25 protein-coding genes are annotated in these 24,960 nt (G+C 67.1%); 3 read left to right on the top strand and 22 right to left on the bottom strand.

Annotated elements, in window-relative coordinates; translation table 11 throughout:
- Positions 1-6 precede the first annotated feature (6 nt).
- From AC5Y21_RS08070 to efp, 12 genes are all read right to left on the bottom strand, one after another.
- The gene (locus AC5Y21_RS08070) at positions 7-426 is read right to left on the bottom strand and encodes a type II toxin-antitoxin system VapC family toxin (protein WP_499911085.1); all 420 of its coding nucleotides are present in this window, start codon (positions 424-426) and stop codon (positions 7-9) included.
- Positions 423-647, bottom strand: coding sequence for an antitoxin (locus AC5Y21_RS08065; protein ID WP_499911084.1), 225 nt, complete (start codon positions 645-647; stop codon positions 423-425). The genes AC5Y21_RS08070 and AC5Y21_RS08065 overlap by 4 nt, the downstream gene beginning before the upstream one ends.
- Before the next feature lie 64 nt (positions 648-711).
- The gene (locus AC5Y21_RS08060) at positions 712-1,890 is read right to left on the bottom strand and encodes an AAA family ATPase (protein WP_499911083.1); all 1,179 of its coding nucleotides are present in this window, start codon (positions 1,888-1,890) and stop codon (positions 712-714) included.
- 58 nt (positions 1,891-1,948) lie between these two features.
- Entirely contained in the window at positions 1,949-4,786 is a 2,838-nt protein-coding gene (locus AC5Y21_RS08055) for an aminotransferase class I/II-fold pyridoxal phosphate-dependent enzyme (RefSeq protein WP_499911081.1), read from the bottom strand.
- A 336-nt stretch (positions 4,787-5,122) separates the two neighbouring features.
- The gene (locus tag AC5Y21_RS08050) at positions 5,123-5,587 is read right to left on the bottom strand and encodes a GreA/GreB family elongation factor (RefSeq protein WP_499911080.1); all 465 of its coding nucleotides are present in this window, start codon (positions 5,585-5,587) and stop codon (positions 5,123-5,125) included.
- Positions 5,584-5,934 carry a GreA/GreB family elongation factor gene (locus AC5Y21_RS08045; protein WP_499911078.1) on the bottom strand — a complete coding sequence of 117 codons (351 nt, stop codon included), beginning with the start codon at positions 5,932-5,934 and terminating at the stop codon, positions 5,584-5,586. Before AC5Y21_RS08045 ends, AC5Y21_RS08050 begins: the two co-directional genes overlap by 4 nt.
- A gap of 94 nt (positions 5,935-6,028) precedes the next feature.
- Positions 6,029-7,327 (bottom strand): NAD(P)/FAD-dependent oxidoreductase, encoded by a 1,299-nt coding sequence (locus AC5Y21_RS08040; protein ID WP_499911077.1) that lies wholly within the window; start codon positions 7,325-7,327, stop codon positions 6,029-6,031.
- A gap of 129 nt (positions 7,328-7,456) precedes the next feature.
- Entirely contained in the window at positions 7,457-8,074 is a 618-nt protein-coding gene (locus tag AC5Y21_RS08035) for an Rv1733c family protein (protein ID WP_499911075.1), read from the bottom strand.
- A 127-nt stretch (positions 8,075-8,201) separates the two neighbouring features.
- The gene (locus AC5Y21_RS08030; protein WP_499911073.1) at positions 8,202-9,728 is read right to left on the bottom strand and encodes a PucR family transcriptional regulator; all 1,527 of its coding nucleotides are present in this window, start codon (positions 9,726-9,728) and stop codon (positions 8,202-8,204) included.
- A 37-nt stretch (positions 9,729-9,765) separates the two neighbouring features.
- On the bottom strand, positions 9,766-10,152 hold the full coding sequence (locus tag AC5Y21_RS08025; protein ID WP_499911071.1) for an antitermination protein NusB: 387 nt from the start codon (positions 10,150-10,152) through the stop codon (positions 9,766-9,768).
- Positions 10,149-10,679: a transcription antitermination factor NusB gene (gene nusB / locus AC5Y21_RS08020; RefSeq protein ID WP_499911070.1), complete on the bottom strand. Its 531-nt coding sequence runs from the start codon at positions 10,677-10,679 to the stop codon at positions 10,149-10,151. Before nusB ends, AC5Y21_RS08025 begins: the two co-directional genes overlap by 4 nt.
- Positions 10,680-10,682: 3 nt before the next feature.
- Entirely contained in the window at positions 10,683-11,246 is a 564-nt protein-coding gene (efp, locus tag AC5Y21_RS08015) for an elongation factor P (RefSeq protein WP_499911069.1), read from the bottom strand.
- A 658-nt stretch (positions 11,247-11,904) separates the two neighbouring features.
- On the opposite strand from efp, the gene AC5Y21_RS08010 reads away from it, so the two are divergent.
- Together AC5Y21_RS08010 and AC5Y21_RS08005 are read left to right on the top strand one after the other, a co-directional pair.
- Complete coding sequence (locus AC5Y21_RS08010) at positions 11,905-13,542, top strand: serine/threonine-protein kinase PknH/PknJ (protein WP_499911067.1); 1,638 nt, start codon at positions 11,905-11,907, stop codon at positions 13,540-13,542.
- Positions 13,539-13,700: a sensor domain-containing protein gene (locus AC5Y21_RS08005; RefSeq protein WP_499911065.1), complete on the top strand. Its 162-nt coding sequence runs from the start codon at positions 13,539-13,541 to the stop codon at positions 13,698-13,700. The genes AC5Y21_RS08010 and AC5Y21_RS08005 overlap by 4 nt, the downstream gene beginning before the upstream one ends.
- A 34-nt stretch (positions 13,701-13,734) precedes the next feature.
- On the opposite strand, the gene AC5Y21_RS08000 is transcribed toward AC5Y21_RS08005, so the two are convergent.
- A complete protein-coding gene (locus tag AC5Y21_RS08000; protein WP_499911064.1) occupies positions 13,735-14,856 on the bottom strand; it encodes a M24 family metallopeptidase in 1,122 nt (373 codons plus the stop codon).
- Between the two features lie 33 nt (positions 14,857-14,889).
- On the opposite strand from AC5Y21_RS08000, the gene AC5Y21_RS07995 reads away from it, so the two are divergent.
- On the top strand, positions 14,890-15,663 hold the full coding sequence (locus tag AC5Y21_RS07995) for a B-4DMT family transporter (protein WP_499911062.1): 774 nt from the start codon (positions 14,890-14,892) through the stop codon (positions 15,661-15,663).
- Positions 15,664-15,863: 200 nt separating this feature from the next.
- On the opposite strand, the gene aroQ is transcribed toward AC5Y21_RS07995, so the two are convergent.
- The 9 genes from aroQ to alaS are packed head-to-tail and all read right to left on the bottom strand — an operon-like array spanning position 15,864 to position 24,876.
- Complete coding sequence (gene aroQ, locus AC5Y21_RS07990) at positions 15,864-16,298, bottom strand: type II 3-dehydroquinate dehydratase (RefSeq protein WP_499911060.1); 435 nt, start codon at positions 16,296-16,298, stop codon at positions 15,864-15,866.
- Entirely contained in the window at positions 16,295-17,392 is a 1,098-nt protein-coding gene (gene aroB, locus AC5Y21_RS07985; protein ID WP_499911058.1) for a 3-dehydroquinate synthase, read from the bottom strand. The genes aroQ and aroB overlap by 4 nt, the downstream gene beginning before the upstream one ends.
- Complete coding sequence (locus AC5Y21_RS07980) at positions 17,389-17,955, bottom strand: shikimate kinase (protein WP_499911056.1); 567 nt, start codon at positions 17,953-17,955, stop codon at positions 17,389-17,391. Before AC5Y21_RS07980 ends, aroB begins: the two co-directional genes overlap by 4 nt.
- Positions 17,956-17,960: 5 nt before the next feature.
- Positions 17,961-19,169: a chorismate synthase gene (gene aroC / locus AC5Y21_RS07975; protein WP_499911054.1), complete on the bottom strand. Its 1,209-nt coding sequence runs from the start codon at positions 19,167-19,169 to the stop codon at positions 17,961-17,963.
- A gap of 21 nt (positions 19,170-19,190) precedes the next feature.
- Positions 19,191-19,610, bottom strand: coding sequence for a prepilin peptidase (locus AC5Y21_RS07970; RefSeq protein ID WP_499911052.1), 420 nt, complete (start codon positions 19,608-19,610; stop codon positions 19,191-19,193).
- 11 nt (positions 19,611-19,621) lie between these two features.
- Positions 19,622-20,458, bottom strand: coding sequence for a shikimate dehydrogenase (locus AC5Y21_RS07965; protein WP_499911049.1), 837 nt, complete (start codon positions 20,456-20,458; stop codon positions 19,622-19,624).
- Positions 20,436-21,680: an endolytic transglycosylase MltG gene (locus AC5Y21_RS07960; protein WP_499911047.1), complete on the bottom strand. Its 1,245-nt coding sequence runs from the start codon at positions 21,678-21,680 to the stop codon at positions 20,436-20,438. Before AC5Y21_RS07960 ends, AC5Y21_RS07965 begins: the two co-directional genes overlap by 23 nt.
- Complete coding sequence (gene ruvX / locus AC5Y21_RS07955) at positions 21,673-22,152, bottom strand: Holliday junction resolvase RuvX (RefSeq protein ID WP_499911046.1); 480 nt, start codon at positions 22,150-22,152, stop codon at positions 21,673-21,675. Before ruvX ends, AC5Y21_RS07960 begins: the two co-directional genes overlap by 8 nt.
- Complete coding sequence (gene alaS / locus AC5Y21_RS07950) at positions 22,153-24,876, bottom strand: alanine--tRNA ligase (RefSeq protein WP_499911044.1); 2,724 nt, start codon at positions 24,874-24,876, stop codon at positions 22,153-22,155.
- Positions 24,877-24,960 lie beyond the last annotated feature (84 nt).

Raw genomic sequence — 24,960 nt, 5'->3', positions numbered from 1 at the left:
CGCGAGTCACAGCACCTGCACAACACCGCTGGGCGCCGAATCAGGCAGGGCCGCATCGAAAGTGACTAGCCGGCCACCGTATCGGATCGCCAAAGCGACGAGATGACGATCTGTGACCTGACGATGGTTTGACACAGCTTGGCGATCGACGTCCCGCCCAACGACCAGCGGCACATCGTCCGCCCAGAAGGTGTGCCCTGGAAGAGCCGTCATAGCGTGCAACGCAGCAATCGCGGTTGCCGGCGTGGCCGAAACCTGGGCCACCCTCCGATTGCTTGAAATCCGTACAAACCCCAGCTCCGTCACCGGTGTGGTGGCCCACCCCTTCGACGAGAACCGTGCGAACCATCGTTGCGCAGTCGCATGATGAACATGGTTGGGCCAGGCCAACGCAATTAGAACGTTGACATCCAAGAGGGCCGTCACGCATCTTCCTCGAGGGCACGTGCAACATCGTCGGAGGTGATAACCGGCGCATCCGGAGGAACGTCAAATACGGGAAAACCGTCAACCTCGATAATTCCGACCGGCCGAAGTGATCGGCGTGCTAGCTCAGAAATCACTGCGCCGATCGAACGGCCCTCAGATCGTGCGATGTTGCGCGCATCTTCTAGGACATCATCATCAATTTGCAGCGTGGTGCGCATAGCATCAATTCTACTGGGATTCTGCTGTCGGCGTGCGCCGCGAACAGCCGGGGTCGCACCCGAGTCAGCGTTTGCCCCAGTCCCATCGCGGCGTTCTCAGCGGGCCCTGTCCCTTGATGCGTGTCTCGCCCCATTCCTTGTACAGCTCTATCTCGACGGCGCGGTCGTTGGCGGCCTCAACCGTCTCCGCCGCCGGGACGGTGTCGAGGAAGTCCAGCAGTAGCCGGGAGTGGGTGACCACCACGACCTGGGTGTGTGACGCCGCGGCGTGGATCAACGACGCGAGTGGGGCCACCAGGCTGGGGTGCAACGAGGTTTCCGGTTCGTTGAGCACCATGAGCGACGGCGGCTGCGGGCTCAGCAGCGCGGCGGCCCACAGCAGGAACCGCAAGGTTCCGTCCGACAGTTCGGCCGACCGCAGGGGCCGCAGCATGCCGGTCTGGCGCAGCTGCAGATCGAATACTCCGTCGTTGACGGCGACCCTGATCGTGGCACCGTCGAACGCCTCGGCCACGGTGCGGTCCAGGTCGTCGAAGCCCGCCTCGATGATGGTCTGGATCGCGGCGGCGAGGTCGCTGCCGTCGTCGCTGAGCACCGGAGTGCGTGTACCCACCTGCCGGTGCCGCGCGGGCGCACCCTGGTCGACCCGGAAGCCGTCGTAGAACCGCCAGCCGCGGAGCCGCTCACGGACCGCGGCGAGTTCGGGCAGCGCGTGCGGGTGGGCGTACTCGGCCAGCACACTGCGGTAGGTAGGCAACGAGCGGGACAGCTCGACAAAGCCGCCGGAGTCGCCGCTGACCTCGGCGAAATCGCGTACCCGACGGACCAGTGTGGCACCGTTGCGCAGCACCGGGCCGGCGAACACCGCTTCCCGCTTGATCTCCGGATCACGGGCGAACTCCGACTCGTGCCCGGCGGACTGCGGGATGCCGAGGTCCACCAGGTAGCCGAAATCGTCTGCAGCGAAGCCCATTTCGAGTGATACCGGCCGGGTCCGCACGGTGCCTTCGGCCTTTTCGGCCCTCGGCTGTTCCGGGCCGGCCCACAGCACCGACTGCAGCCCGCCCTCGCGCGCCAGCGAGCCGATTACCTCGCCGCGGCCGCAATCGGCCAGTAGCCGCAATGCGCGGTACAGGGACGACTTCCCCGAACCGTTGGCGCCGATGACGACAGACAGCCGGCGCAGCGGCAGGATCACCTCACGCAGTGAGCGGTATCCGCGGATCGCCACCGTCTGCAACACGAGCCGACTCTACGGGTCGGCATGGCTCGCCGACTGTGAAATCTCCGACGCGACACGCCTAGCGGGTCAGATGGCGTCGCGCGGCGTCCTCGCCGTTGAGCCCCGACACATCCGCCGGGATCTCAAACGTCGCCGCTGCATCGCCCACCGCGGCCATCGCGGCATTCCGTTGAGCCTCAAGGCGTTTCAGCGCACTCTGGGTAAACACGGACAAGCCGAGGTCGTGGTTGTATCCGTGGATCTCTTTGACATCGAGCTGGGCGAGGAACCAGATGATCTCCTTGGAGACCACCTGGCCGGGGACCAGGACCGGGAAGCCCGGCGGGTAGGGCACCACGAACGTCGTCGACACCAGCGTCTTCCCCTCGGCGAGCCGTCGTCCGGCCGTGCCGATCAGCACGTACTCGCGGTCCGACTCCTCGTAGCCGGCGTAGAAAGCCGACCGGGTGTCGCCGAACATGCAGGCATCGTCGGGACGGAAGGCGACGTCGAACTCGCTGAAGTCGGGCAGGTGCGGCAGATCCTGGGTGATCTCCTCGACCCGGCGCTCATGCAGTGCCCAGTCGGCCGCGCTGGCCGCCTCCTTCTCCCGATCGAAGTCGGAGGCCACCCGACGCAGCACGTCGAGCAGATGGTGGACACTCGACCAGGTGACGCCGATGGTGAAGATCAGCAGCACGCTGTTGATCGAAGTCTTGTTGATCTGGATGCCGAACCGGTCCATCAAGATCTTCTCGCGGAAGTCGTAGCCGTTCATTCCGGTGTTGCCGAGAAACAGCGTGACCCGCGTCGGGTCCAGCACGAACTGATCGGATCGCCACGCCTCGTTCCACTCGTCCAGGGCACCCTGCCTGACTTCGCGATACGAGCTGACATGAGATGCCCGGAACTCCTCGGGCACCAGGTCGGACTCGTCGAGGATGCGGAACCACTTGCTGATCAGCCGGTCTTTGCGGACGCGGTGACGGAATACCAGCGCCATGTCGTAGACCTGACGGACCAGCTGGAAACCTTCGATATCGACCTGACGGCGCGCCAGGTCCAGCGATGCCAGCAGTTGCTGATTCGGCGACGTCGACGTGTGGGTCAGGAACGCCTCACCGAACGCGTCCCGCGCCCGCGCATTGAAATCTTGGTCGCGGACGTGGATCATCGACGCCTGCCGAAACGCCGACAGTGACTTGTGGGTCGAATGCGTCGCATACACCCGGACCCGGGCGCGGGCGGGGTCGGGCATCAGCCGATGGTCAGCCCACTCCGAGCGGGGGATCCCCTCCATCGATGCGCGCCATTCGGCGTACTCCTCGGGGTATTCGCGCGACGCCAACATTTGTTCAAGACGGTCGGCCGACACCATCGCGGTACGCTGCCGGGCCCACGGCACGGCGGTGGCAAACGCATACCACGCCTCGTCCCACAGGAAGCAGATGTCCGGCTTGATCGCCAGCACCTCCTCCATCACCCGGCGGGGGTTGTAGACCACGCCGTCGAAGATGCAGTTGGTGAGCAACAGCATGCGCACCTTGTCCAGTTGTCCGGCCGCCTCGAGGTCCAGCAGCGCCTGTTTGATGGTGCGCAGCGGTACCGCCCCGTAGATCGCGAACTGCGGCAGCGGATAGGCGTCCAGGTACAGCGGATACGCGCCGGCCAGCACCAGGCCGTAGTGGTGCGACTTGTGGCAGTTGCGGTCGATCAGGACGATGTCGCCAGGCCGGGTCAACGACTGCACGACGATCTTGTTCGCGGTGGAAGTTCCGTTGGTGACGAAGTAGGTGTGGTTGGCGTTCCAGGTGACCGCGGCCTTGTCCATCGCCTTCTTGATGTTGCCGTGCGGGTCCAGCAACGAGTCCAGACCACCCGAGGTGGTCGAGGTCTCGGCCATGAAGATGTTGCGCCCGTAGAACTCCCCCATGTCTTCCAGCGACTTGGAGTTGAAGATGCTGGCGCCTCGCGCGACGGGAAGGGCGTGGAACTGGCCGACCGGAGCCGCCGCGTAAGCACGCAATGCGTCGAAAAACGGTGTGGAGAAACGGTTTCGCAGGCCCGCGATCACGGTGCTGTGCAAATCGGTGACATCGTTGAGCCGATAGAAGGTGCGGTCGAAGACGTCCGGGTCGTCGTCGCTGCCTGCTGCAATCGACTCATCGGTGAGTAGATACAGGTCGATGTGTGGCCGCAGCTCCCTGATCCACTCGCCGCACTCAACCCAGTCATGCGCGCGACCGGAAATTGCCACGTCTTTTGGATCGTTCAACCCCAGCAGCGTGTTCATCAACGGCACCCGGTCACGCGAACGCAGCGGCAGGTCATGGCGGACGATCGCGGCCTGGATCTCGCCGTTCAGCGCCACCGCGGTGATGGCGTCCTCGACGCTGGCGGCCACCAGGATCTCGAACTGGACGTCGTCGGCCGGGTTGCGCAGCATCCGCAGACACTCGACCAGGCTCTCGGGCGCTGTAGGCGGCGCATCGTCGGCCAGCAAGACGGTGTAGAACTGCTGCTGCTTGGCCTTGGCCACCAGCTCTTGGTCGGCCAGCGGGGCGGTAGTATCGAAAAGCGCTGTGCGGTCACCGTATTCAGACAGCAAGCGCACCGCCAGCGACACCTCCTCGCAGAGACGTACCGTGGACCGGCTCTCCAGGTGGGCGCGGAAGGTCGCCAAATTCTCCGAACCGGGATACAGCCAGTACCGCTCGTAGGCGCCGATGCGGTCCATCAGGCGCTTCACCTTGGCCAGGTCGTGGCAGATGTCCATCCCGGCCAGGTCGACCTCGGCCAGGCGACGGCACGCGTCGTCTAGTTGGTTCCAGGTGTCGACGCGCGTGTACGACGGGTTCGCGACCGCCGCCAATGCGGAAACCCGAAGTCGTCGCGGCTGAGCACTGTCTCGAGTCATGTCGTCACCTGTTCTTCTGCTGCGGGCCACCCCTGTCGGTCGGTACTGGCATCCGGTACCACCAGCAGCCATTCTGTCTCGCCTGCGCGCAAAGCGCGATCATTCCGGCCAGGTCGGCCGTCATCGCATTTCAGCTGCGACCATTGCGCCCATAGGCGACGGCCATGATGAGTCCCAGCACCGCAAACAGAAGAAACAGCATCGCGACGGGGTCGATCAGCTCGAACAGCATGTGATCACCTCCGCATGCGTCCGGTGCGGGTAGCTCGCCGGATGCGGCGAGACTCTCGTAATGGCCTGTACCGGCGTCTGTTTGGATTTGATCACGTAGTGACTTCAGCCCAAGCCGGCCATATGGACGCCGTACGGGACGGCTGCCAAGACGGTGAGGGCCGCGGTGGCGCCGCTGGGCAGACGGTAGGTGCGCCGCTCACCGCGCACCGCGCCGGCTACGGCCGCGCCCAACGGCGACTGCGTCGAGTAAACCTCGATGCCGTCATGGGCCGCGTCGCGCACACCCAGCAGGAATGTCTCGGTATTCCCCGTGTCCTCGTAGCGGATGGTCAACACCATGCCGGGTTCGGCGATCCCGTCGTCGGGTGGGTCCTCGCCAACCACGGCTTGGACCAGCAGGTCATGAATCCGCTGAATTCGTAACTGCCAGGCGCGCTGCACCTCGGCAGTGTTGTCGTCGGGCTCACTGCCGGTTCGATGAGCACACAGCTCGCGAAGGCCGGTCAGCTTGCGCTGCAGGCGGTCATAGTGCTGCTGGGAGATCCACACCCGTCGCGTGGCGGTCATGCTCTTTCCTTTCCGCCCGAAGGCGCAGAGCCACAAGCCATCTCGTAAGGCACCGCGTTGATCACGGTCAAGCGGTGTTCCGGTCCCTGCGGCATCGAATAGATTCGCCGCTCGCCGACATGCGCTCCGGCGATCGCGTGGCCCAGTGGCGAGAGCGTCGAGTACACCTTGATGCCGGCATCCTTTCCGCCGCGCCTGCCCAGCAGAAAGGTCTCCGTCTCGCCGGTGTCGTAGCGGATGGTGACCACCATGCCGGCTTTGGCGACCGGGCCGCCGACCTGATACTGGCCCGCGCGTGCGGAGGCATCCTTGTGTCGCGTCGTCCAAATGCGTCGTCTGTCAATCATTTTCTGTGTCCTTTCGTAGGGTGAGGGTTGTCGCCAGGGGCGGGCCAACGTAGAGCAGCCGCCCCTGACGACTCGGCGCCCTCGGGGGGAAGGTTCAGGCGGTAGCGAATCCGCGGCTACGGGCTACGCCAGCGCCGGTTCTGCGCAGCGGATCGAACTCGGCAAGGGCTTGAGGCTGTTTACCGGTGCTGATTTGCTCGGCCAGCAGCCGGCCGGTCACAGGTCCGTGCGCCATTCCCCACATGCCGTGTCCTCCGGCCAGGTAGACCCCGGGCGACACCTGCCCGATCAGCGGACGGCCATCGGACGTGATGGGGCGTGCGCCAACCCACACGTCGCTGCGCTGCTCCCAGCGGACGCCGTCCAGCAGCGGACCGGCGGCGGCGCAGATGGACTCCACCCGTCCCGGTTGGACACCGTCGCGGGCGTGCCCAAACTCCATCACGCCCGAAACCCGCAGGTCGCCCCGGTAGGGCGTGCACGCCACCCGCACGTCCGGCAAATAGATGGGGCCGGGTAACGGGCGGTCCACTGGGACGGTGAACGAGTAGCCGCGGCCGCCCTGCAGGCGGACGTGCAGCCGGGCGTCCGCCAGCTGCGGCAACCGGGCACCGGTGGCGATCACGGCGGCCTCGGCAGCCACCCGCGGGCCGCGACGCGGGTGCACCGCAACGCCGCCGTCGGAATTGGTGACGCTGACGACATCCAGGTTGCGGATCGTCGCACCACGAGCCAGCACAGCACGGCCCAGGGCATGCACGAATCGGCCTGGGTCGACGAAGCGCTGCCCGTTAATGCTCAACCCGGCGGTGACCTGCGCCGACGCCAACGGCACTTGTTCATGTAGTGCGTCGCCGAACAAGGCGGTGACATCCGTTGTCTGCCCAGCGTTTTCAAGTTCACGCAACTCGGTCAACAGTCGCTCGGCCTGCGCGGCGGTGCGGAACAACGCGGTGATCGGGGTATCGGTAACCGGCACGTCTACCCCGTTTGCGACGAGCACGTCGAAGGCTTCGATGCATTCCTCGTTGAGTGCGACGTTGGCCTTAACCGCCCGCTTCCAGGACAGCGACCCGCTATTCGCGGCGAACCGCAGCAGAAACGCTGCCAAGCCTGCGTCGGCGGTCAACGGGATGTGCAGCGGGGCGCTCGACCTGAGCAGAGCGCGCAACCCCTCACGGCGCACCGCCGGGGAGTTCAACGGAAGGATCAGCCCGGGAGCGATCCAGCCCGCGTTGCCCCAGGACGCGCCGGCGGCGAAGCCGGTGCGGTCCACCACCGTGACATCGACACCGCGCTCCTGCAGGAACCACGCCGTCGACAATCCGGCGATGCCGGCCCCGACGACGACTACCGACCTGGGTCCGCCGTCAATTCGCTCGACGCCGCCCATCACACACCTCCGCAACTGGACTTCGGATTGCTACTTCCCATGGTGGTGCGGGTGGATGCGGCGACGCTTGCCGGAAGCGGACAACCGGGCGGTGGGCCGTTGTCGGGATACGACAACGCCGGTGCCGGCTTACCGTTGGCCGAGCAGGTTGTCGAAGTCGCGTTGCCATCGGGCGCCGCGCGCCCGGTCAAGAGCCATCCGGGCGCCGAAGTACAGGGCGACTGCCGAGCAGCTCACGCCGAGCCAGACCCCCAGGGCGGACGCCACTGCTTCGTCGACGGCAGTGGTGCTGGATCGGTCGACCGGGGAACCGTTGTCGTCCAACCAGACCTCGACCGTGTCGCCCACCTTGGTCTTCCGCGGCGCGACGACGTCGCCGGCGTGTTCGGTACCGGCGATGAACCATCTGGCGGGGACGGTGATTGTCGGGCGTTCGATGTTTTGGCGGGGGTTGCCGTTGCCGACGACGGTCGCAGTGACCGTGCGGTATTTCGCGGCCTGCTGGGCGTAGACGCGGCTGCGAGAATCGTGGACCGCGGTGCCCACCGCGGCGGCGACAGGCACGGTGATCAGCGACACTGCGACGACCAACACCACAATCAATGCCTCTAGCCGGTCGCTCGGGCGGATCAGGGGGTTACGGCCGAACAGCCGCACAAACAGCCTCGATGGCAAGCGCACGGTGAAGCTGTCCAGCGCGGCATCCGGCCCGCGTGCGGCGCGCCGCTGATGATCGGGGGCGGTCATAGGGCTTTCCTGTCGATGGGTCGCCATGGGCGGGACAACTCCATGGTGGTGGCCACGGCCCATGCAGGCTTTGCCGCAGCAGCACAATGCCGTCGCCCCACGTTGTCGGGCTGGGACAGAGGGACTTTCAATCGGTATCGGTGGCCGCCAGCTCGATCGTCATGGCCAGCCGCTTCTTGGCGTCGTCCAGCGGCAGATTGGTTATCTCGGCCATCTTGCGCAGCCGGTACCGCACGGTGTTCTCGTGGACGCCCAACCGCTCACCGGCTTGCGCTGGGTCGCCCTGCGCCTCCAGCCAGGCCCGCAGCGTGGCCACATAGTCTGTCGCGTTGGCGCGGTCGTGGCGGCGTAGCTCGGCCACCGGTCCGCGGTCCGGAGTCCGACCGGACCGCGCCGCCCGATGCAATCGCTGCAGCAGGATGTCATCCCACGACTCGTCGTATGCCGGTGGCGCGGCGCGCTGCGGGGATACTTCGTGGAGCGCCAAGCACTCGTCGGCCTCGTGGCGTGCCGCGGCGAGGTCGGCCACTCCCGCGGCTCCGCTGATGCCGGCGAAGACCCTGACCTGCTCGGGTAGGGCGGCGCACAGACCGCTGACCCAGTGTCGTGCCGACGCCGCCTCTTCGCTGGGAAGCAGCGTGTAGACGGTGTTGCCGGCCAAGGCGCTGCGACCGGGCCGTGACCAGCCGAAACCCGTCGTTGCGCGGTCGAAGACCAACAGCAGGGCGGCATCGCGCTCGTCGCCGATGAACGCCTGGAGCGCAATCACCCGTAGCGGGCTGTGCGGCAGGCCGAGTCTGCTGGCCACCGTGGCGGCGTCGATCGCGCCGTCGAGCAACCGAATCACCAGTTCCGATTCGACCTGGCGCTCCAGGTCCGCGCTGGCGCGTGACCGAAGCAGATGTAGCGCCACCGTGTGCGCGCCGTCGCTCAAAGCGGTGCGCTCGGCGCCCGTCAAGGGCTCCGTGCACGCCACCCAGACGGACCCCAGAATCTCGCTTCCGGACCGCACCGCGATGGCCATTCGCCCGGTAAGGCCGTGTGCGTCGTCCGCGCCGACGAACAGCGGGTCGTCGGAGGATTCAAAATGCGCGAATACCCCACGGCTGTCGAAGAATTCGCGCAGCTGTTCCGGAGCTTGACGGCCCAGGATGGTCGCCGCCCGAGCCGGGTCGGCATGTTGCTGCAGCCGCGAATACGCCAATACCCGCAACAGCTGATCCTCGATCGTCACCGCGCCACCGGTCGACTCGGCGAGGCTGTCGGCCAAGGCGAACAAGTCCGTGGGGCCACGACCGGATTCGGTCTCGCGGCCCTCCAGCACCAGCCCGTAGACCACTGCGGCAACCTCGCTCCAGGACGCCGACTCGTCGAGCATCATCACCGCGCCGTCCCATGCGCCATGGTCGAACGTCATCGGCCCGTCAACGTCACGCGCCAGCACCACCACAGCGCGCGCCGCCGCCGCCCACTGCACCGCTTCCTGCAACGAGCCGGCGCCGATGGCCAGCAAGACGTCGCCCGTGACCGTGCGCTGCTGCGCCGCTTCGTGGATCACCACGCTGCGCAGTTCGGTCGATCTGGGTACCGATGACCGACGCAAACGGACCCCGTAACCCCCCAGCACGTTGATCAACCGGTCGAACGTGATCACGAACCACTTCCAATCCCGGGTCGGAGGACGCCAGCGGTCAGCGATCCGGCTCGTCGTCGCTTTCCGCGATCCGCGGAGTACCGCGTGGGCCCAACCACCGCAGCACCGGCAGTTCCAGTCCCCGCGCGGGAAGTTCGGTGACATCGCTCAGCGACCGCACGATGGCCTGCGACAGGCCCATGATGGCGGCCATCACCGGTAGCAACGGCTGCAGCGGCTTGGCCGCCTGGCGAACCGTGCTGATGCGCCGAGCCACGACCAATCGCTCGATCGAGTGATACAGCCAGGCGCCAACGGCCAGCGCATAGATCGACAGCACCGACGCCACGATGGCCTGGCCGAACGCCGCGCATACGACGGCACCCAGCACCACCGTCGCGGCCAGGAAACCGGCGGCGACGACGCGCAGTTCCAACCGGTTCATGAACCTGAGTTCTCCGTCCCGCCGGCGGCCGCCCGGACCGCCTTGGCGGCGGCCCGGATCTGCGGCGTCACCAGCATGACTTGGCCCAGCACGCCGTTGACGAAGCCCGGCGAGTCGTCGGTGGACAGTTCTTTGGCCAGCTCGACCGCCTCGTCCACGGCAACCGGCTCCGGAACGTCGTCGGCATGCAGCAGCTCCCACACCGAAACCCGCAGGATGGCGCGATCCACCGCCGGCAGCCGGTCCAGCGTCCAGCCCTGCAGATGCGAAGTGATCAGGTCGTCGATGTGGGCGATGTGCTCACCGACCCCGCGGGCCACCGCGACGGTGTACGGGTGCAACGGCGCCACGTCCGGCTTGGCCTCGGCCAGCGCGGTCCGGACGTCGACCACCTCGGCCGGGCTCAGACCACGCGCCTCGGCCTCGAATAGCAGGTCGACCGCACGTTTGCGGGCCTGGTGGCGCCCTTTAACGGGTCTCGCCGGTCTGGCCTGCTTCGCTTCCGGCTCTGGTTTTCCGTCGGGCATGACTCAGGCGTTGACCCGGCCCAGGTAGCTGCCGTCGCGGGAATCCACCTTGAGCTTGTCGCCGGTGTTGATGAACAGCGGCACCTGGATCTGTGCCCCGGTCTCCAGCGTGGCCGGTTTGGTGCCCGCGCTGGACCGGTCGCCCTGCAGGCCCGGCTCGGTGTGGGTGACTTCAAGTTCGACGGTCACCGGCAGCTCGATGTACAGCGGTGCCCCGTTGTGAAAAGCCACCTGCACCGGCAAGCCCTCCAGCAGGAACCGCGCGGCATCGCCGACCAGGGATTCGGGCAGCGGGTGCTGCTCGTAGTCCTGGCTGTCCATAAACACGAAGTCGGAGCCGTCGCGGTACAGGTAGGTGGTATCGCGTCGGTCGACGGTCGCGGTGTCAACCTTGACCCCGGCGTTGTACGTCTTGTCGACGACCTTGCCCGAAAGCACGTTCTTCAGCTTGGTGCGCACAAAGGCCGGACCCTTGCCGGGCTTGACGTGCTGAAACTCGGTGATCGTCCACAGCTGCCCGTCGATTACCAGGACAAGTCCGTTCTTGAAGTCAGCAGTGGTCGCCACAGTCGGTGAATCTCCTACAGGATGTGTGAATGAATCGTTGCTGCCGCTCGATCTCGGGGGTTAGAGCAGAGCGGGCACCCGCAAGAGCTTACCCGCGAGCAGATCCGGCAAGATCTGGCCGCGACGATTGCAGACGGCAAAGCCACCGCCAATCCGCGCAGATCGGCGCAGTCCGATCAGCTCGATCAGCAGAATTTCAGGTTCACACCCCACTGGCCCTAGGCGCGGAACGGCGGAGAGTCCGCGGCCGGTGCCACCCCCGCGATCGCTGAAGCTGTCCCAAGTCCTAGCGGGCTATGAGTCTCGCGGACCGCCCAATTCCCAGTACATCAAGTGCCCGCTGTCTGGGAGGTGAGTACAGGTCATCATTCGTCCGTTGCTGTCCTGCGTGGTGGCGTGCCAGTTCCAACACTGGTCGCCCGGGGAGGGCGCCAGGGGCGCCGGGGCGAGGGCGATACCCGCCGCCAGTACTGCGGGTATCCCGAGCCCGGCAATTGTGATCTTCATTGGACTTCCCTCCTCGGGTAGCGGTGGGCTGCCGTTACCGACAGAGTGTCGCAGTTTGTCATGAAGATGATATGGGTTTCGGCAGATTCTCTTGACTTCTATTTCGCAGTTTGGTAGATGCGAGTCTCGCTGAATCACTAGCATCCTGACCGTGGGGACGGACGCGGTAGATGGGATGCCGTTCGGACGCTACCGGCTGGTCGAGTTGTTGGGCCGCGGCGGCATGGGCGAGGTCTGGCGAGCCCACGACACCGAGACCGACCGCATCGTCGCCATCAAGGTGTTGCCTGCGGACCTGTCCGAGGACGAAGACTTTCAGCGCCGATTCCGTCGCGAAGCCCACACAGCGGCAGGCTTGAAAAGCCCGCACGTCATCCCGATCCACAACTACGGCGAGATCGACGGCCGCCTCTACGTCGACATGCGGTTAATCGAGGGCCCCGACCTGGCCACCGTGCTCGCCGAAGGCCCGCTTGATCCGGCGCGCGCGATTCACATCGTTGGCCAAGTCGCCAAGGCCTTGCATGCGGCCCACAAGGTGGGTCTGATGCACCGCGACATCAAGCCCTCCAACATCCTTCTCGATGACGACGACTTCGCTTATCTGATCGATTTCGGGATCGCCCGCACCGTTTCTGACACCCGCCTGACCAGTACCGGAAATACGGTCGGCACCTTCGCCTACATCGCACCCGAGCGGTTGAACAGCCGAACCGAAGACGCACGCGCCGACATCTACTCGCTGGCCTGCGTGCTGTTTGAATGCCTGACCGGGCAGCCGCCATTTCCGGGGGACACGATGGCGTGCCTGATCGCGGCCCACCTCAATACTCCGCCGCCGCGGCCCTCCATCAACCGGCCGAATGTGCCTCGGCAGGTCGATGAGGTCATTGCCACCGGCATGGCCAAAGACCCCGACCAGCGCTACTCCACCACCGTGGAGCTGGCCAACGCCGCACACCACGCCCTCGCCGATGCACCACACCGCACCCCGCTCACCGCGCCCACTCCGCGTGGTTACACCCAACCCGCATCGGTATGGCAACGGCCGGACGCCCCGACTTTCGCTGCAGCCCAACCAAACCCACCCAGCTGGCCGCCGGTCCCGCAATTCCCTCCGGTCGGACCACCCCGCATCGGGCCGGGCCACCCACCGCCACATCAGGCGGCGCCGCGGGTTGACCGCAAATTGCTGGTGCTGGCCGTCGTCGCCGCGCTGGTCGTGGTGGCCACTGTCGTCGCCGCGGGCATCTACGTCGCCAACAAACCCAGCTCATCCGAAGCGACCAGCGGCACAACCACGACCTTCACCACCGACACGACGACGTTCACAACGACCACGCCGAGCACTCCGGCCGGCCCGCGTCCTGTCGTGGACGCGGCCTTGGACGGGCTACTGCTCAGCCCAGACCAAATCAACACCGCCGTGGGCGCGACCGGGATTTCAGTATCTGCACCCGCGGACTGGTCTCCGACGAGCATGGCAGACGACACCTCCCGCGTGGCCGACAAGAACTGTCTGCCCGTGTTTGGCGCCGCAACGGCGACGGGCTACGAAGGCACCGGCTGGACTAATGTGCGGAACCAGGAACTGCACGACGCCGGGCGTTATCGCATTGTCCACCAGGCGGTAGTGCTGTTGCCTTCCGCGCATGATGCCCAGGCGTTCTTCACCGCATCTTCCCAACGTTGGCCGACCTGTACAAAGTTCGTCGTAACCTTCCCGGTCTCGCACAAAGAGAGGCCACGGTCGGGCCCGTCTCCAACGAAAATGGCGTGCTGGGCGTGACATTCAGCGACAGTGCGGGAGAACGCACACAGCGGGCGCTAACCGTGGCCAATAACGTGGTCGTCGACGTCCGGGTAGCCACTGGTGGCAACATCGGGTCGCAGGCCGGCTCCGCGATCAAGATCGCCCAGCAGATCGCCGCCAAAGTATCCACTTAAATGGGCCGCCGGTAGAGCTCTCGCGGCTAGCCTGCTACGTCAGAATGGCCAGTTCTTTCGGGAACCGGGTCAACAATTCCGGGGCCGGCCCCGCGGTTTCCGGGTCTTTTGGCGTCCCGTCAGCCACTACCAGGGTGTCTTCGATGCGCACGCCGCCACGGCCAGGTAGGTAGACGCCGGGCTCCACGGTAACGACGGAGCCCGCGAGCAGCGTGCCGGCGGACGTGGCCCCGATTCCCGGCGCTTCGTGGATCTGCAGGCCGACACCATGTCCCAGACCATGGCCGAACTGCTCTCCGTAGCCTGCGTCGACGATCAGCTGGCGTGCCGCGCCGTCCACGTCGCGCAGGTCGGCGCCCGCCCGAAGCGCCTCCCGGCCAGCCCGTTGCGCGTCGGCGACCAGTCGATAGATCTCCAGCTGCCAGTCCGCGGCCGAACCCAGCACAAAAGTGCGCGTCATGTCGGAGTGATATCCGGCGACCAGCGCACCGAAGTCGATCTTGACAAAGTCGCCGCTGGCCAGCTGCCGGTCGGTTGGCCGGTGATGCGGGATCGCCGAATTCGGCCCGGTGGCAACGATCGTCTCGAACGACACCGCGTCAGCGCCGTGGTCGAGCATCAGCGCCTCCAGCTCGCGGCTCACCTCGCGTTCGCTCCGTCCGGGCCGCAGGCCGCCACGCTCCACCAGATCGGTCAGCGCGGCGTCGGCCGCCTCACAGGCCAGCCGCAGTAGCGCCAGCTCACCGGCGTCTTTGATCTCGCGCAGCGCCTCGACGGTTCCCGAGGCACGCACCAGTTGGGTGGTCTTGCCGTCCAGCTCGTTCGTCAGCGCGTCCAAACCGTCGACCGTCATCACATGGCTCTCGAAGCCCAGCCGGCCCACTCCGTCCTCGGCAGCGCGAGCCGTCAGGTGGCGTCCACAGGCCCGTTCGATGACGACCTCGACGCCGCGCGCCTGCTCCGCGGCCTGGGTGCGGTATCGGCCGTCGGTGGCCAGCACTGGCTCCCGATCGTCGGCGAACAGCAGCAACGCGCCGTTCGACCCGGTGAATCCGGACAGATAGCGAACGTTGACCAGGTCTGTGACCAGCATCGCGTCCAGCCCTTTGGCAACGATTTGGGTTTTAAGGTTGTGTCGACGCTGAGAATGTGTCACGCCCCTTGACGCTACTCGCTACGCTGTTTGCCCATGAGGAACTGGATGGTGCGCGGACTAGCGTTCGCCGGGGCAATGGTCATTCTCCGCCTGATTCAGGGGGCGGTGATCAACGCGTGGCCCACGATGTCCGGGTTGATCAGTCTGGTGTTGCTGTTGCTGTTCGTGATCGGCGTGATCGCGTGGGGGGTCATGGACGGGCGCGCCGACGCCGAGGCCAGTCCGGATCCGGATCGCCGCGAGGACCTGGCGATGACCTGGCTGCTGGCCGGCATTACGGCCGGGATCCTCAGCGGCTTGGTCTCCTCGATCATTGCGATGTTCTACAAGGGGCTCTACACGGGTGGGCTGCTCAACGAGGTGACGACGTTCGCGGCCTTCACCGCTCTCATCGTCTTCGTTCCCGGCATCATCGGCGTCGCTATCGGCCGCTGGCTGATCGACCGTAAGGCTGAGCCGGCCCCCCACCACGACGGATCTCACGACCGGCCGTCAGACACCGACGTGTTCTCCGCGGTCCGCGCCGACGACTCCCCGACCGGCGAGATTCCGGTGGGGCGGGACGGCGCGCAGACCGAGGAGCGGACCGCCGCGGTGGCCACAGCCGAGCGCGAGGCACCCACCGAGGCGCGCCCCACGCACGACGGACGTACCGAAGAGATTCCCACGCACGAGGGGCGTACCGAGGTGATCCCCACGCACGAGTCGCGGACGGAAACGATTGCGACCGGTAGCGAGTCACCGACCCAGGAGATCCGGCTCGACGACGACGCGACCCAGCAGCAAGACAAGCGACGCAGGCGTTAAAGCGTTTCAGTGTGAACTGACGGCCTTCGGTGTGAACTGACGGCTTTCGGGGTGAACTGACGGCTTTCAGTGTGAACTGACGGTGGAAAAACTGCAATTTGCCCGCCCTACACGCACAGCCAAAGCCCTACGCTCACAACCAAAGCCGTGCACTCACACTCAATGCCGACGCGAAACCAAAGCCGACCGTCGACGAACGTCTAGCCGTCCGAACCCAGATAGCGCAGGGCAAGTAAGTAGCCCTGGACGCCCAGCCCGACGATCACCCCCGTCGCCACGGGGCTGATGTAGGAGTGGCGCCGGAACTCTTCGCGGGCATGCACATTGGAGATGTGCACCTCGATCAGCGGGGCGCGTAGTTCCGCGCAGGCGTCGCGCAGCGCCACCGATGTGTGGGTCAGGCCGCCGGCGTTGAGTATCACCGGTTCGCCGGCGTCGGCGGCCTGATGAATCCAATCCAACAGCTGAGATTCGTTATCGCTTTGCCGCACAACAGCTTTGAGCCCAAGCACGGCGGCTTCGGCTTCGACGACCGCCACCAGCTGCTCGTGGGTGGTGCTGCCGTAGACCGATGGCTCGCGCTGGCCCAGCCGGCCCAGGTTCGGGCCGTTGATGATGTTCACCGTGCTCGTCATGACTGCTCGATCCCCACTAGACCCCCGTATGCGGCCGCCAGCAGTGCTGGGTCTGGTCCGGCCAACCGGCCCGGCTTGGCCAGCCCGTCGAGCACCACGAACCGAAGCACACCGCCGCGGGTTTTCTTGTCTCCGGCCATGTACTCCAACAGCTCTGGCAACGCGTCGGCGTCGTAGCCGATCGGTAGACCGAGCGAGGCGAGGATGCTGCGATGCCGCTCGGCGGTGGCGTCGTCGAGCCGTCCGGCCAGCCGGGCCAGCTCCGCGGCGAACACCAGCCCCACTGACACGGCCGCGCCGTGACGCCATCGATAATGCTCGCGACGCTCGATCGCATGCGCCAAAGTGTGGCCGTAGTTCAGGATTTCGCGCAGCTCGGATTCCTTCTCGTCGGCGGCGACCACTTCTGCCTTGACGACGATCGCGCGCCGGATCAGCTCCGGCAGCACGTCACCGGCCGGGTCCACCGCGGCCTGCGGGTCGGCTTCGATGAGGTCCAGTATCACCGGGTCGGCGATGAACCCGGCTTTGACCACCTCGGCCATTCCGGCGACGATCTCGTTGTGCGGCAACGTTTCCAGCGTCGCCAGGTCGACCAGCACGGCGAGCGGCTGATGAAACGCTCCGACCAGGTTCTTGCCGGCCTCGGTGTTGATGCCGGTCTTGCCGCCGACGGCCGCGTCGACCATGCCGAGCAACGTCGTCGGCACGTGCACGATCGACACGCCGCGCAGCCAGGTCGCCGCCGCGAATCCGGCGACGTCGGTGGCGGCCCCGCCGCCCAGGCTCACCAGCGCGTCCTTGCGGCCGATTCCGATGCGGCCCAGCACTTCCCAGATAAAACCCACCACCGGCAGGTCTTTGCCGGCCTCGGCATCTGGAATCTCGATGCGATGCGCGTCGACACCCTTGTCGGCCAACCGGCTTCGGATAACCTCAGCGGTCTGCGCCAGCACCGGCTGATGCAGGATCGCCACCCGATGCCGGCCGGAAAGCAGCTCCTCCAACTCGGTCAGCAGACCGGTGCCGATCACCACGGGATACGGCGGGTCGACGGCCACCTCAACCGTGACCGGCGGTGGGATAGCGGTCATTTGGTCGCCTGCGCCGGAGTAGAAGCGGGACTCGAGGAATCGTTTTTCGTCGGTTTAGCGCCCTCGAGCCGAGACATGATGTAGCGCACCACCGCTCCGGGGTTGCGGCGGTTGGTATCAACCCTGATGGTGGCCACCCGCCGGTACAGCGGAATCCGCTTGGACATCAGGGCGCGGAATTTCTCGGCGCGATCGGGACCGGCCAGCAGCGGCCGCACCGTGTTGCCGCCGGTACGCCGAATTCCTTCGGCGGCACCAATTTCCAGGTAGACGACGGTGTGTCCGGCCAGCGCCGCGCACACGCCCGGGCTGGTGACGGCCCCGCCGCCCAGCGACAGCACACCGTCGTGCTCGGCCAACGCCGCACGCACCACTTCCTCCTCGATACGGCGGAATTCCGGCTCCCCATCATTGGCGAAGATGTCGGCGATCCGACGCCCGGTCCGCTCCTCGATCATCGCGTCGGTGTCGAGCAGGCTGACACCGAGCGCCTTGGACAACCGCCGCCCGATCGTCGACTTGCCCGAGCCCGGCAGCCCGACCAGTACCGCCTTGGGTGCCATGCCGACTAGCCTCCGGAAGCTCGGGCGGCCGGCGCTTCCCGGTCGGCGACCGTGCGCTGGTAGGCCTCGACATTGCGGCGGGTTTCGGTCAGCGAATCGCCGCCGAACTTTTCCAGCGCCGCGCGGGCCAGCACCAGAGCCACCATGGTTTCGACGACCACTCCGGCGGCCGGCACCGCGCACACGTCGGAGCGCTGGTGGATGGCGACCGCCTCGTCGCCGGTCGCCATGTCGACGGTGGCCAGCGCCCGCGGCACCGTGGAGATCGGCTTCATCGCGGCGCGCACCCGCAGCGGTTGGCCGTTGGTCATGCCGCCTTCCAGCCCACCAGCCCGGTTGGTCGAGCGGACGACGCCGTCGGGGCCGGGATACATCTCGTCGTGGGCGCGGCTGCCGCGGCGGCGGGCGGTCTCGAAGCCGTCACCGATTTCCACGCCCTTGATCGCCTGGATTCCCATCACGGCGCCGGCCAGCTGGCTGTCGAGCCGGTTGTCGCCGCTGGTGAACGATCCCAGCCCGACCGGCAGGCCCTGCGCCACCACCTCGACCACCCCGCCAAGCGTGTCGCCGTCTTTCTTGGCCGCTTCGATTTCGGTGATCATCGCCTTTTCGGCTTGTTCGGCAAAAGCACGGACCGGGCTGGCGTCGATCGCGGCCAGATCTTCCGGCCGCGGCGGCGGGCCGTCGTAGGGCGCCGACGCGCCGATCGCGACGACATGGGACAGCACCTCGACCCCCAGCGCCTGACGCAGGAATGCCCGCGCCACCGTCCCCGCCGCAACCCGGGCGGCGGTTTCGCGGGCGCTGGCACGCTCCAGCACCGGCCGGGCGTCGTCGAAACCGTACTTGAGCATGCCCGCGTAGTCGGCGTGGCCAGGCCGCGGCCGGGTGAGGGGGGCGTTACGGGCGAGTTCTTCCAGCTCCGCCGGGTCGACAGGGTCGGCGGCCATCACGGTTTCCCACTTCGGCCATTCGGTGTTGCCGATCTCGATGGCGATCGGCCCGCCCAGGGTGACCCCGTGCCGTATCCCGGACAGCAGGGTCACCGCGTCACGTTCGAACGCCATCCGGGCGCCGCGGCCGTAGCCCAGCCGGCGGCGGGCCAACTGGTCCGCGATGTCGGTGGAAGTGACTTCCACGCCGGCGACCATGCCTTCGACCACGGCCACCAACGCGCGGCCGTGCGACTCCCCGGCAGTGATCCAACGCAACACGTGAACCATCTTCCCACGGCCTCAGCCCAGCAGGCCCAGCCCCGCCGCGCCCGCGGTGGCCGCACACATGGACGGACCGTGCGGGACGGACCGCACCCCACACAACATCCCGCACAGCATCGTGAGCAGCGGCGCGGCCAGCGCGGCCAGAAACCACACCTCGACGCCGAAGCAGCCGGCCAGACCGCCCAGGCCGATCGCCAGCTTGACGTCGCCGGCGCCCATTCCCGCCGGTGCTGCCAAGTGCACCAGCAGATACAGCCCGGCCAGTACCGCCGCGCCGGCCAGCGCCGGCAAGCCACGACCGGCCAGGCCGCCGGACAGCAGGATCACGCCCGCGCCGGGCAGCGTCAACAGATTGGGCAATCGGCGCGTCCGGACGTCGTAGAGGCTCAACACCGCCAGCCAGGCCAGCACCAAGACAGCGAGCGCGATCTGCATGCTGCGGCACGCTAAAGCAATTCCTCCAACGCGCAAGTCATCGCTACCCGGGGTGCGGGCAGCCCGGTGAATTGCTCGACCTGGGCAAAGGCCTGATGCAGCAGCATCTGCAAGCCGTTGATCACCCGGCCGCCCGCGGCGGCCACCGCCGCGGCCAGCGGCGTGGGCCATGGGTCGTAAACGGCGTCCAGCAGCACCGGGATCGGGGCGAAGGTGCCGGCATAGCGCGCGGCCACGTCAGCCGGGATGGTGCTGACCAGCACCTGCGCAGCGGCCACCTCGTCGGCCAGCTCGTCGCTGTCCAGGCCGCAGAACCTGGTCGACGCGCCGATCCGGGTTCCCAGGTCGGCCAGCCGGGCCGCCTTGTCCCGATTACGCGCCACCACGGTGATCCCGGTGACACCGAGGTGCGCCAACCCCACGACGACCGCCGGTGCGGTGCCGCCCGATCCGCACACCAGCGCGTGACCGGATTGCGGCCCCAGCGCTCCGGTGACACCGTCGATGTCGGTGTTGTCGGCGCGCCACCCGTTCGACGTGCGTACCAGCGTGTTGGCCGATCCAACCTGTTCGGCGCGCGCGGTGTGCTCGTCGGCGAATCGCAGGGCGGCGAACTTGCCCGGCATGGTCACCGACACCCCGGCCCATTCGGGTCCGAACCCGCCGACCACGCTCGGCAGCTGCTCGGCACTGCACTCGATGCGGTCATAGGTCCAGTCGTGCAGGCCCAGCGCGCGATATGCGGCCAGGTGCAGCTGCGGGGAGCGGGAATGTGCGATCGGCGAGCCCAGAACGGCTGCCTTTTTAGGGGCATGCCCGCCCGAATTAGCGCGTGCTGTCGAGGACACCGTTGTGCTTGGCCAGCTCGATGTTCGCCAGATGCTGTCGATAATCCCTGGTGAACAGGGTCGTCCCCTGGGCGTCGATGGTGACGAAGTACAGCCAGTCGCCCGGCTCGGGATGCTCGGCGGCGCGCAGCGCGTCCACTCCGGGGGAACAGATCGCGGTGGCCGGCAATCCCTGGGAAACGTAGGTGTTCCACGGCGTCCGCTGCGCGCGGTCCTCGTCGCTGGTGGCCACCTCGCGACGGTCCAGCGGATAGTTCACCGTCGAGTCGAATTCCAGCGTCCGATGCTCGTGCAGGCGGTTGTAGATGACCTGCGCCACCTTCGCGAAATCCTGCGACCTGGATTCCTGCTGCACCAGCGACGCCACCACGAGAATGTCGTAGGGCGACAAGCCCAGGGCCGTGGCGTCGTCCACCAGCCCGGAGTCCGCGTACGCCGCGGCGCCGGCGGTGATCAGGCCCGCCAAGATGCTCTGGGCTGAGGCCGACGGGTCGACATTGAAGGTGCCCGGTGCGATGAGCCCCTCGATGCGGCGATGGTCGTTGCCGAGCTCCGTCACCGGCTGCATCGCCCAGGGTGGTATCGCCAGTGTCGCCGGAACGCTGCTGGCTGCCGCCTTACGAAGGGCATCCGTGGAGACGCAGTGCCGGTCGCCGTCGAGGTCCACACAGGTGGCCCGCGAGATCAGGGTGAATATGCCAGGGTTCACCGCATTGGTCTTCATGTCGGTGGTGTCGTCGAGTTGGCGGCCTTCCGGGATGACCAGCCTGCCCACCCGGTTGCTCGGATCGGTCAGCCGCGCCACCGCGGCGGCCGCGGGGATTTCGGTGCGCATCCGGTAGTAGCCCGGCTGGATGGCCGAAATCGCGGCGTTGCCGCGCGCGGCCCGGACGAATGCCTTGACGGTGGCGACGACGCCGTGGCTGAGCAGGGTCTCGCCAATCGCCGTGGTGGAATCGCCGGCCTGGATCTGGATCATGATGTCCTGCTTGCCGCTACCGGTGTAGTCGTCGCCGAACCCGAACATCGTGTGCCACATCTTGACGCCGACGACGACGGCCGTGACCACGATCACGATGAGCAGCACCAGCGCGACTCTGAGGCCGAAATGCCGACGCCGGCGTCCGCGCTCGGCCTGGATTCGGGCGAGGCGGCTCATCCCCTGCCGGGGCGCTCCGACCGCCTCGGGCTCAGCCCGTTCGGGCGCCTCGCCGTCAGCCATCGGTGACGTCCTCTGCCGCCGCGTCGCTCTGGCGGTTTTGGTCAAGCCAGGTTTGCAGGATTGCCACCGCGGCGGCCTGGTCGATCACCGCCCGCTGGTCCTTGGCCCGCACCCCCGCCGCGCGCAGCGACCGCTGGGCGCTGACGGTGGTCAGCCGCTCGTCGGCCAGGCGCACCGGAACCGGAGCGATGCGTCGTCCCAACGCCTCGGCCAGGTCCATCGCGTCCTGGGCCGATGGGCCGGTGCGGTCGGCGAGCGTCAGCGGCAGCCCGACGACCACCTCGACCGCCTCCAGCTCCGCGGCAAGCGCCGCCAGCCTGCGCACATGCTTACCGGAGCGGTCGCGGCGAACCGTTTCCACCGGTGTGGCCAGGATGCCGTCCGGATCGCTGGATGCCACGCCGATGCGCACCTTGCCGACGTCGATGCCGAGGCGCCGCCCGCGTAGTGCTTGGCTCGTCCGGGAGACCACTCAACCGACCCGCGCTATCACGGCGATCCCGGAACGCACCGCGTCCAGCGCGGCGTCGATGCCGGTCGGGTCCTTGCCCGAGCCCTGCGCCAGGTCGGCCTTGCCGCCGCCGCGGCCGTCGACCGCCGCGGCGAGCTGCTTGACCAGGTCGTCGGCGCGGATCCCCAGATCTTGCGCGGCCCGGTTGGCTGCGACCGCATAGGGGACGTTCCCGTTCTCGCCCGCTGAGTTGTCCGTGATCAGCGCGACCACGGCGGGGTCGTTGCCCAGCTTGCCGCGGATGTCGCCGACCAGCGAGCGCAGGTCAGCCGCCGTCATACCACCCGACATCCGCTGCGCCACCACACGCACGTTACCGATGTGTTCGGCGCCGGTGGCCGCATTGGTCGCAACCGCCCGCGCACTCGCCTGCCGAGCCCGTTCGAGTTCCTTCTCGGCGGCCTTGAGCCGCTCCACCAGATTGGCCACCCGGGCCGGCACCTCTTCCGACGGCACCTTCAGCGACGACGCCAGCCCGGCCATCAGCGCCCGCTCCTTGGCCAGGTGCCGGAACGACTCGAGCCCGACGTAGGCCTCCACCCGGCGCACCCCGGAACCGATCGACGATTCGCCCAGGACGGTCACCGGACCGATCTGCGCCGAGTTGTGCACGTGCGTGCCGCCGCACAGCTCTAGCGAGAACGGGCCGCCGATCTCGACCACCCGCACCTGGTCGGGATAGCTCTCGCCGAACAGCGCCATCGCGCCCATCGCCTTGGCTTTGTCGAGCTGTTCGGTGAACGTATGCACCTCGAAGTCGGCCTGCACGGCCTCGTTGGTGACCTCCTCGATCTGGGTGCGTTGCTCGTCGCTCAACGGCCCCTGCCAGTTGAAGTCGAACCGCAGGTAGCCCGGCCGGTTCAGCGAGCCGGCCTGAACCGCGTTGGGCCCCAGAACTTGTCGCAGCGCGGCGTGCACCATGTGGGTTCCCGAATGTCCTTGGGTGGCACCCTTGCGCCAGCCCGGGTCCACCGTCGCGATGACGGTGTCGCCCTCGACGAATTCTCCCGACTCGACGTTGACTCGATGCGCGTGCAGGGTTTTCGCGATCTTCTGCACGTCGGTGACGGCCGCTCGGGCGCTCTCGCTGGAGCCGGTTCCGCTGATGGTGCCGATGTCGGCGAGCTGGCCGCCGGACTCGGCGTACAGCGGGGTGCGGTCCAGCACCAGTTCCACCCGATCGGCCGCTCGACCTTCGCCGGCGTCGCCGGCGGAAACCACCGGCACCCGCCTGCCGTCCACGAAGATGCCCAGAATCGTTGCCTGCGAAGTCAACTCGTCGAAACCGGTGAACTCCGTGGGGCCGGCGTCGACCAGCTCGCGGTAAGCGGTCAGGTCGGCGTGCGCATGCTTGCGCGCGGCAGCATCGTCCTTGGCGCGCTGCCGTTGCTCGGCCATCAGCTCACGGAAACCCGGCTCGTCGACGGTCAGGCCGGCCTCGGCCGCCATCTCCAAAGTGAGCTCGATCGGGAAGCCGTAGGTGTCGTGCAGGATGAACGCGTCCGAACCGGAAACCACGGTGGCGCCCGACGATTTGGTGGTATCGGCGACGTCGTCGAACAGCTTGGAGCCCGAGGCCAGGGTGCGGTTGAAGGCGGTCTCCTCGGCGACGGCGATGCGATTGATCCGGTCGAAGTCGCTGACGAGTTCGGGGTACGACGGGCCCATCGCGTCGCGCACGGTGCTCATCAGGTCGCCGACGATCGGGGTCTCGATTCCCAGCAGCTTCGCGGAGCGGATCACCCGGCGCAGCAACCGCCGCAGCACATAGCCGCGGCCGTCGTTGCCGGGGCTGACACCGTCGCCGATCAGGATCGCGGCGGTACGGCTGTGGTCGGCGATAATCCGGTAGCGCACGTCGTCGGCGTGGTTTCCGGCGTCATAGGGCCGGGGCGCGCGGTCGGCCACCAGGTCGATCACCGGACGCAGCAGGTCGGTCTCGTAGACGTTGTGCACGTTCTGCAGGACCAGCGCGATCCGCTCCACACCCATGCCGGTGTCGATGTTCTTGCGCGGCAACGGCCCGAGGATCTGGTAGTCCTCTTTGGTGGTTCCCTCGCCGCGCTCGTTCTGCATGAACACCAGGTTCCAGACTTCGAGGTAGCGGTCCTCGTTGACGATGGGACCGCCTTCGGGGCCGAATTCGGGTCCGCGGTCGTAGTAGATCTCCGATGACGGCCCGCACGGCCCGGGGATGCCCATGGACCAGTAGTTGTCGGCCATGCCGCGGCGCTGGATCCGCTCGGCCGGTAGGCCCGCGATCTCCTGCCACAGCCCGGCGGCTTCGTCGTCGTCGAGATAGACCGTGGCCCAGATCCGTTGCGGGTCCAGCCCGTATCCCCCGTCGGAGACCGGATTGGTCAGCAGCGTCCACGCCAGGTCGATGGCCCCGCGCTTGAAGTAGTCGCCGAACGAGAAGTTGCCGGCCATCTGGAAGAAGGTGTTGTGCCGGGTGGTGATGCCCACCTCGTCGATGTCGGGGGTGCGGATGCACTTCTGGATGCTGGTGGCCGTTGCGTAGGGCGGTGTGCGCTGGCCCAGGAAGAAAGGTACGAACTGGACCATGCCGGCGTTGACGAACAACAGGTTGGGGTCGTCGAGGATCACCGAGGCGCTCGGCACCTCCGTGTGGCCTGCCTTCACGAAGTGATCAAGGAACCGCTTCCTGATCTCGTGTGTCTGCACTTTGTCGCCTTCTTAGTTCCGCGCCGGTACTCGATTTCCAGCCTATTCGCAACGACGCATTTCGATGGCCCACAGTACCGGCGG

This window comes from Mycobacterium sp. NGS41 (genome assembly GCF_059812725.1).
Note: the sequence above shows the minus strand (reverse complement) of the source record. Positions and strands in the feature narration are given on the sequence as shown.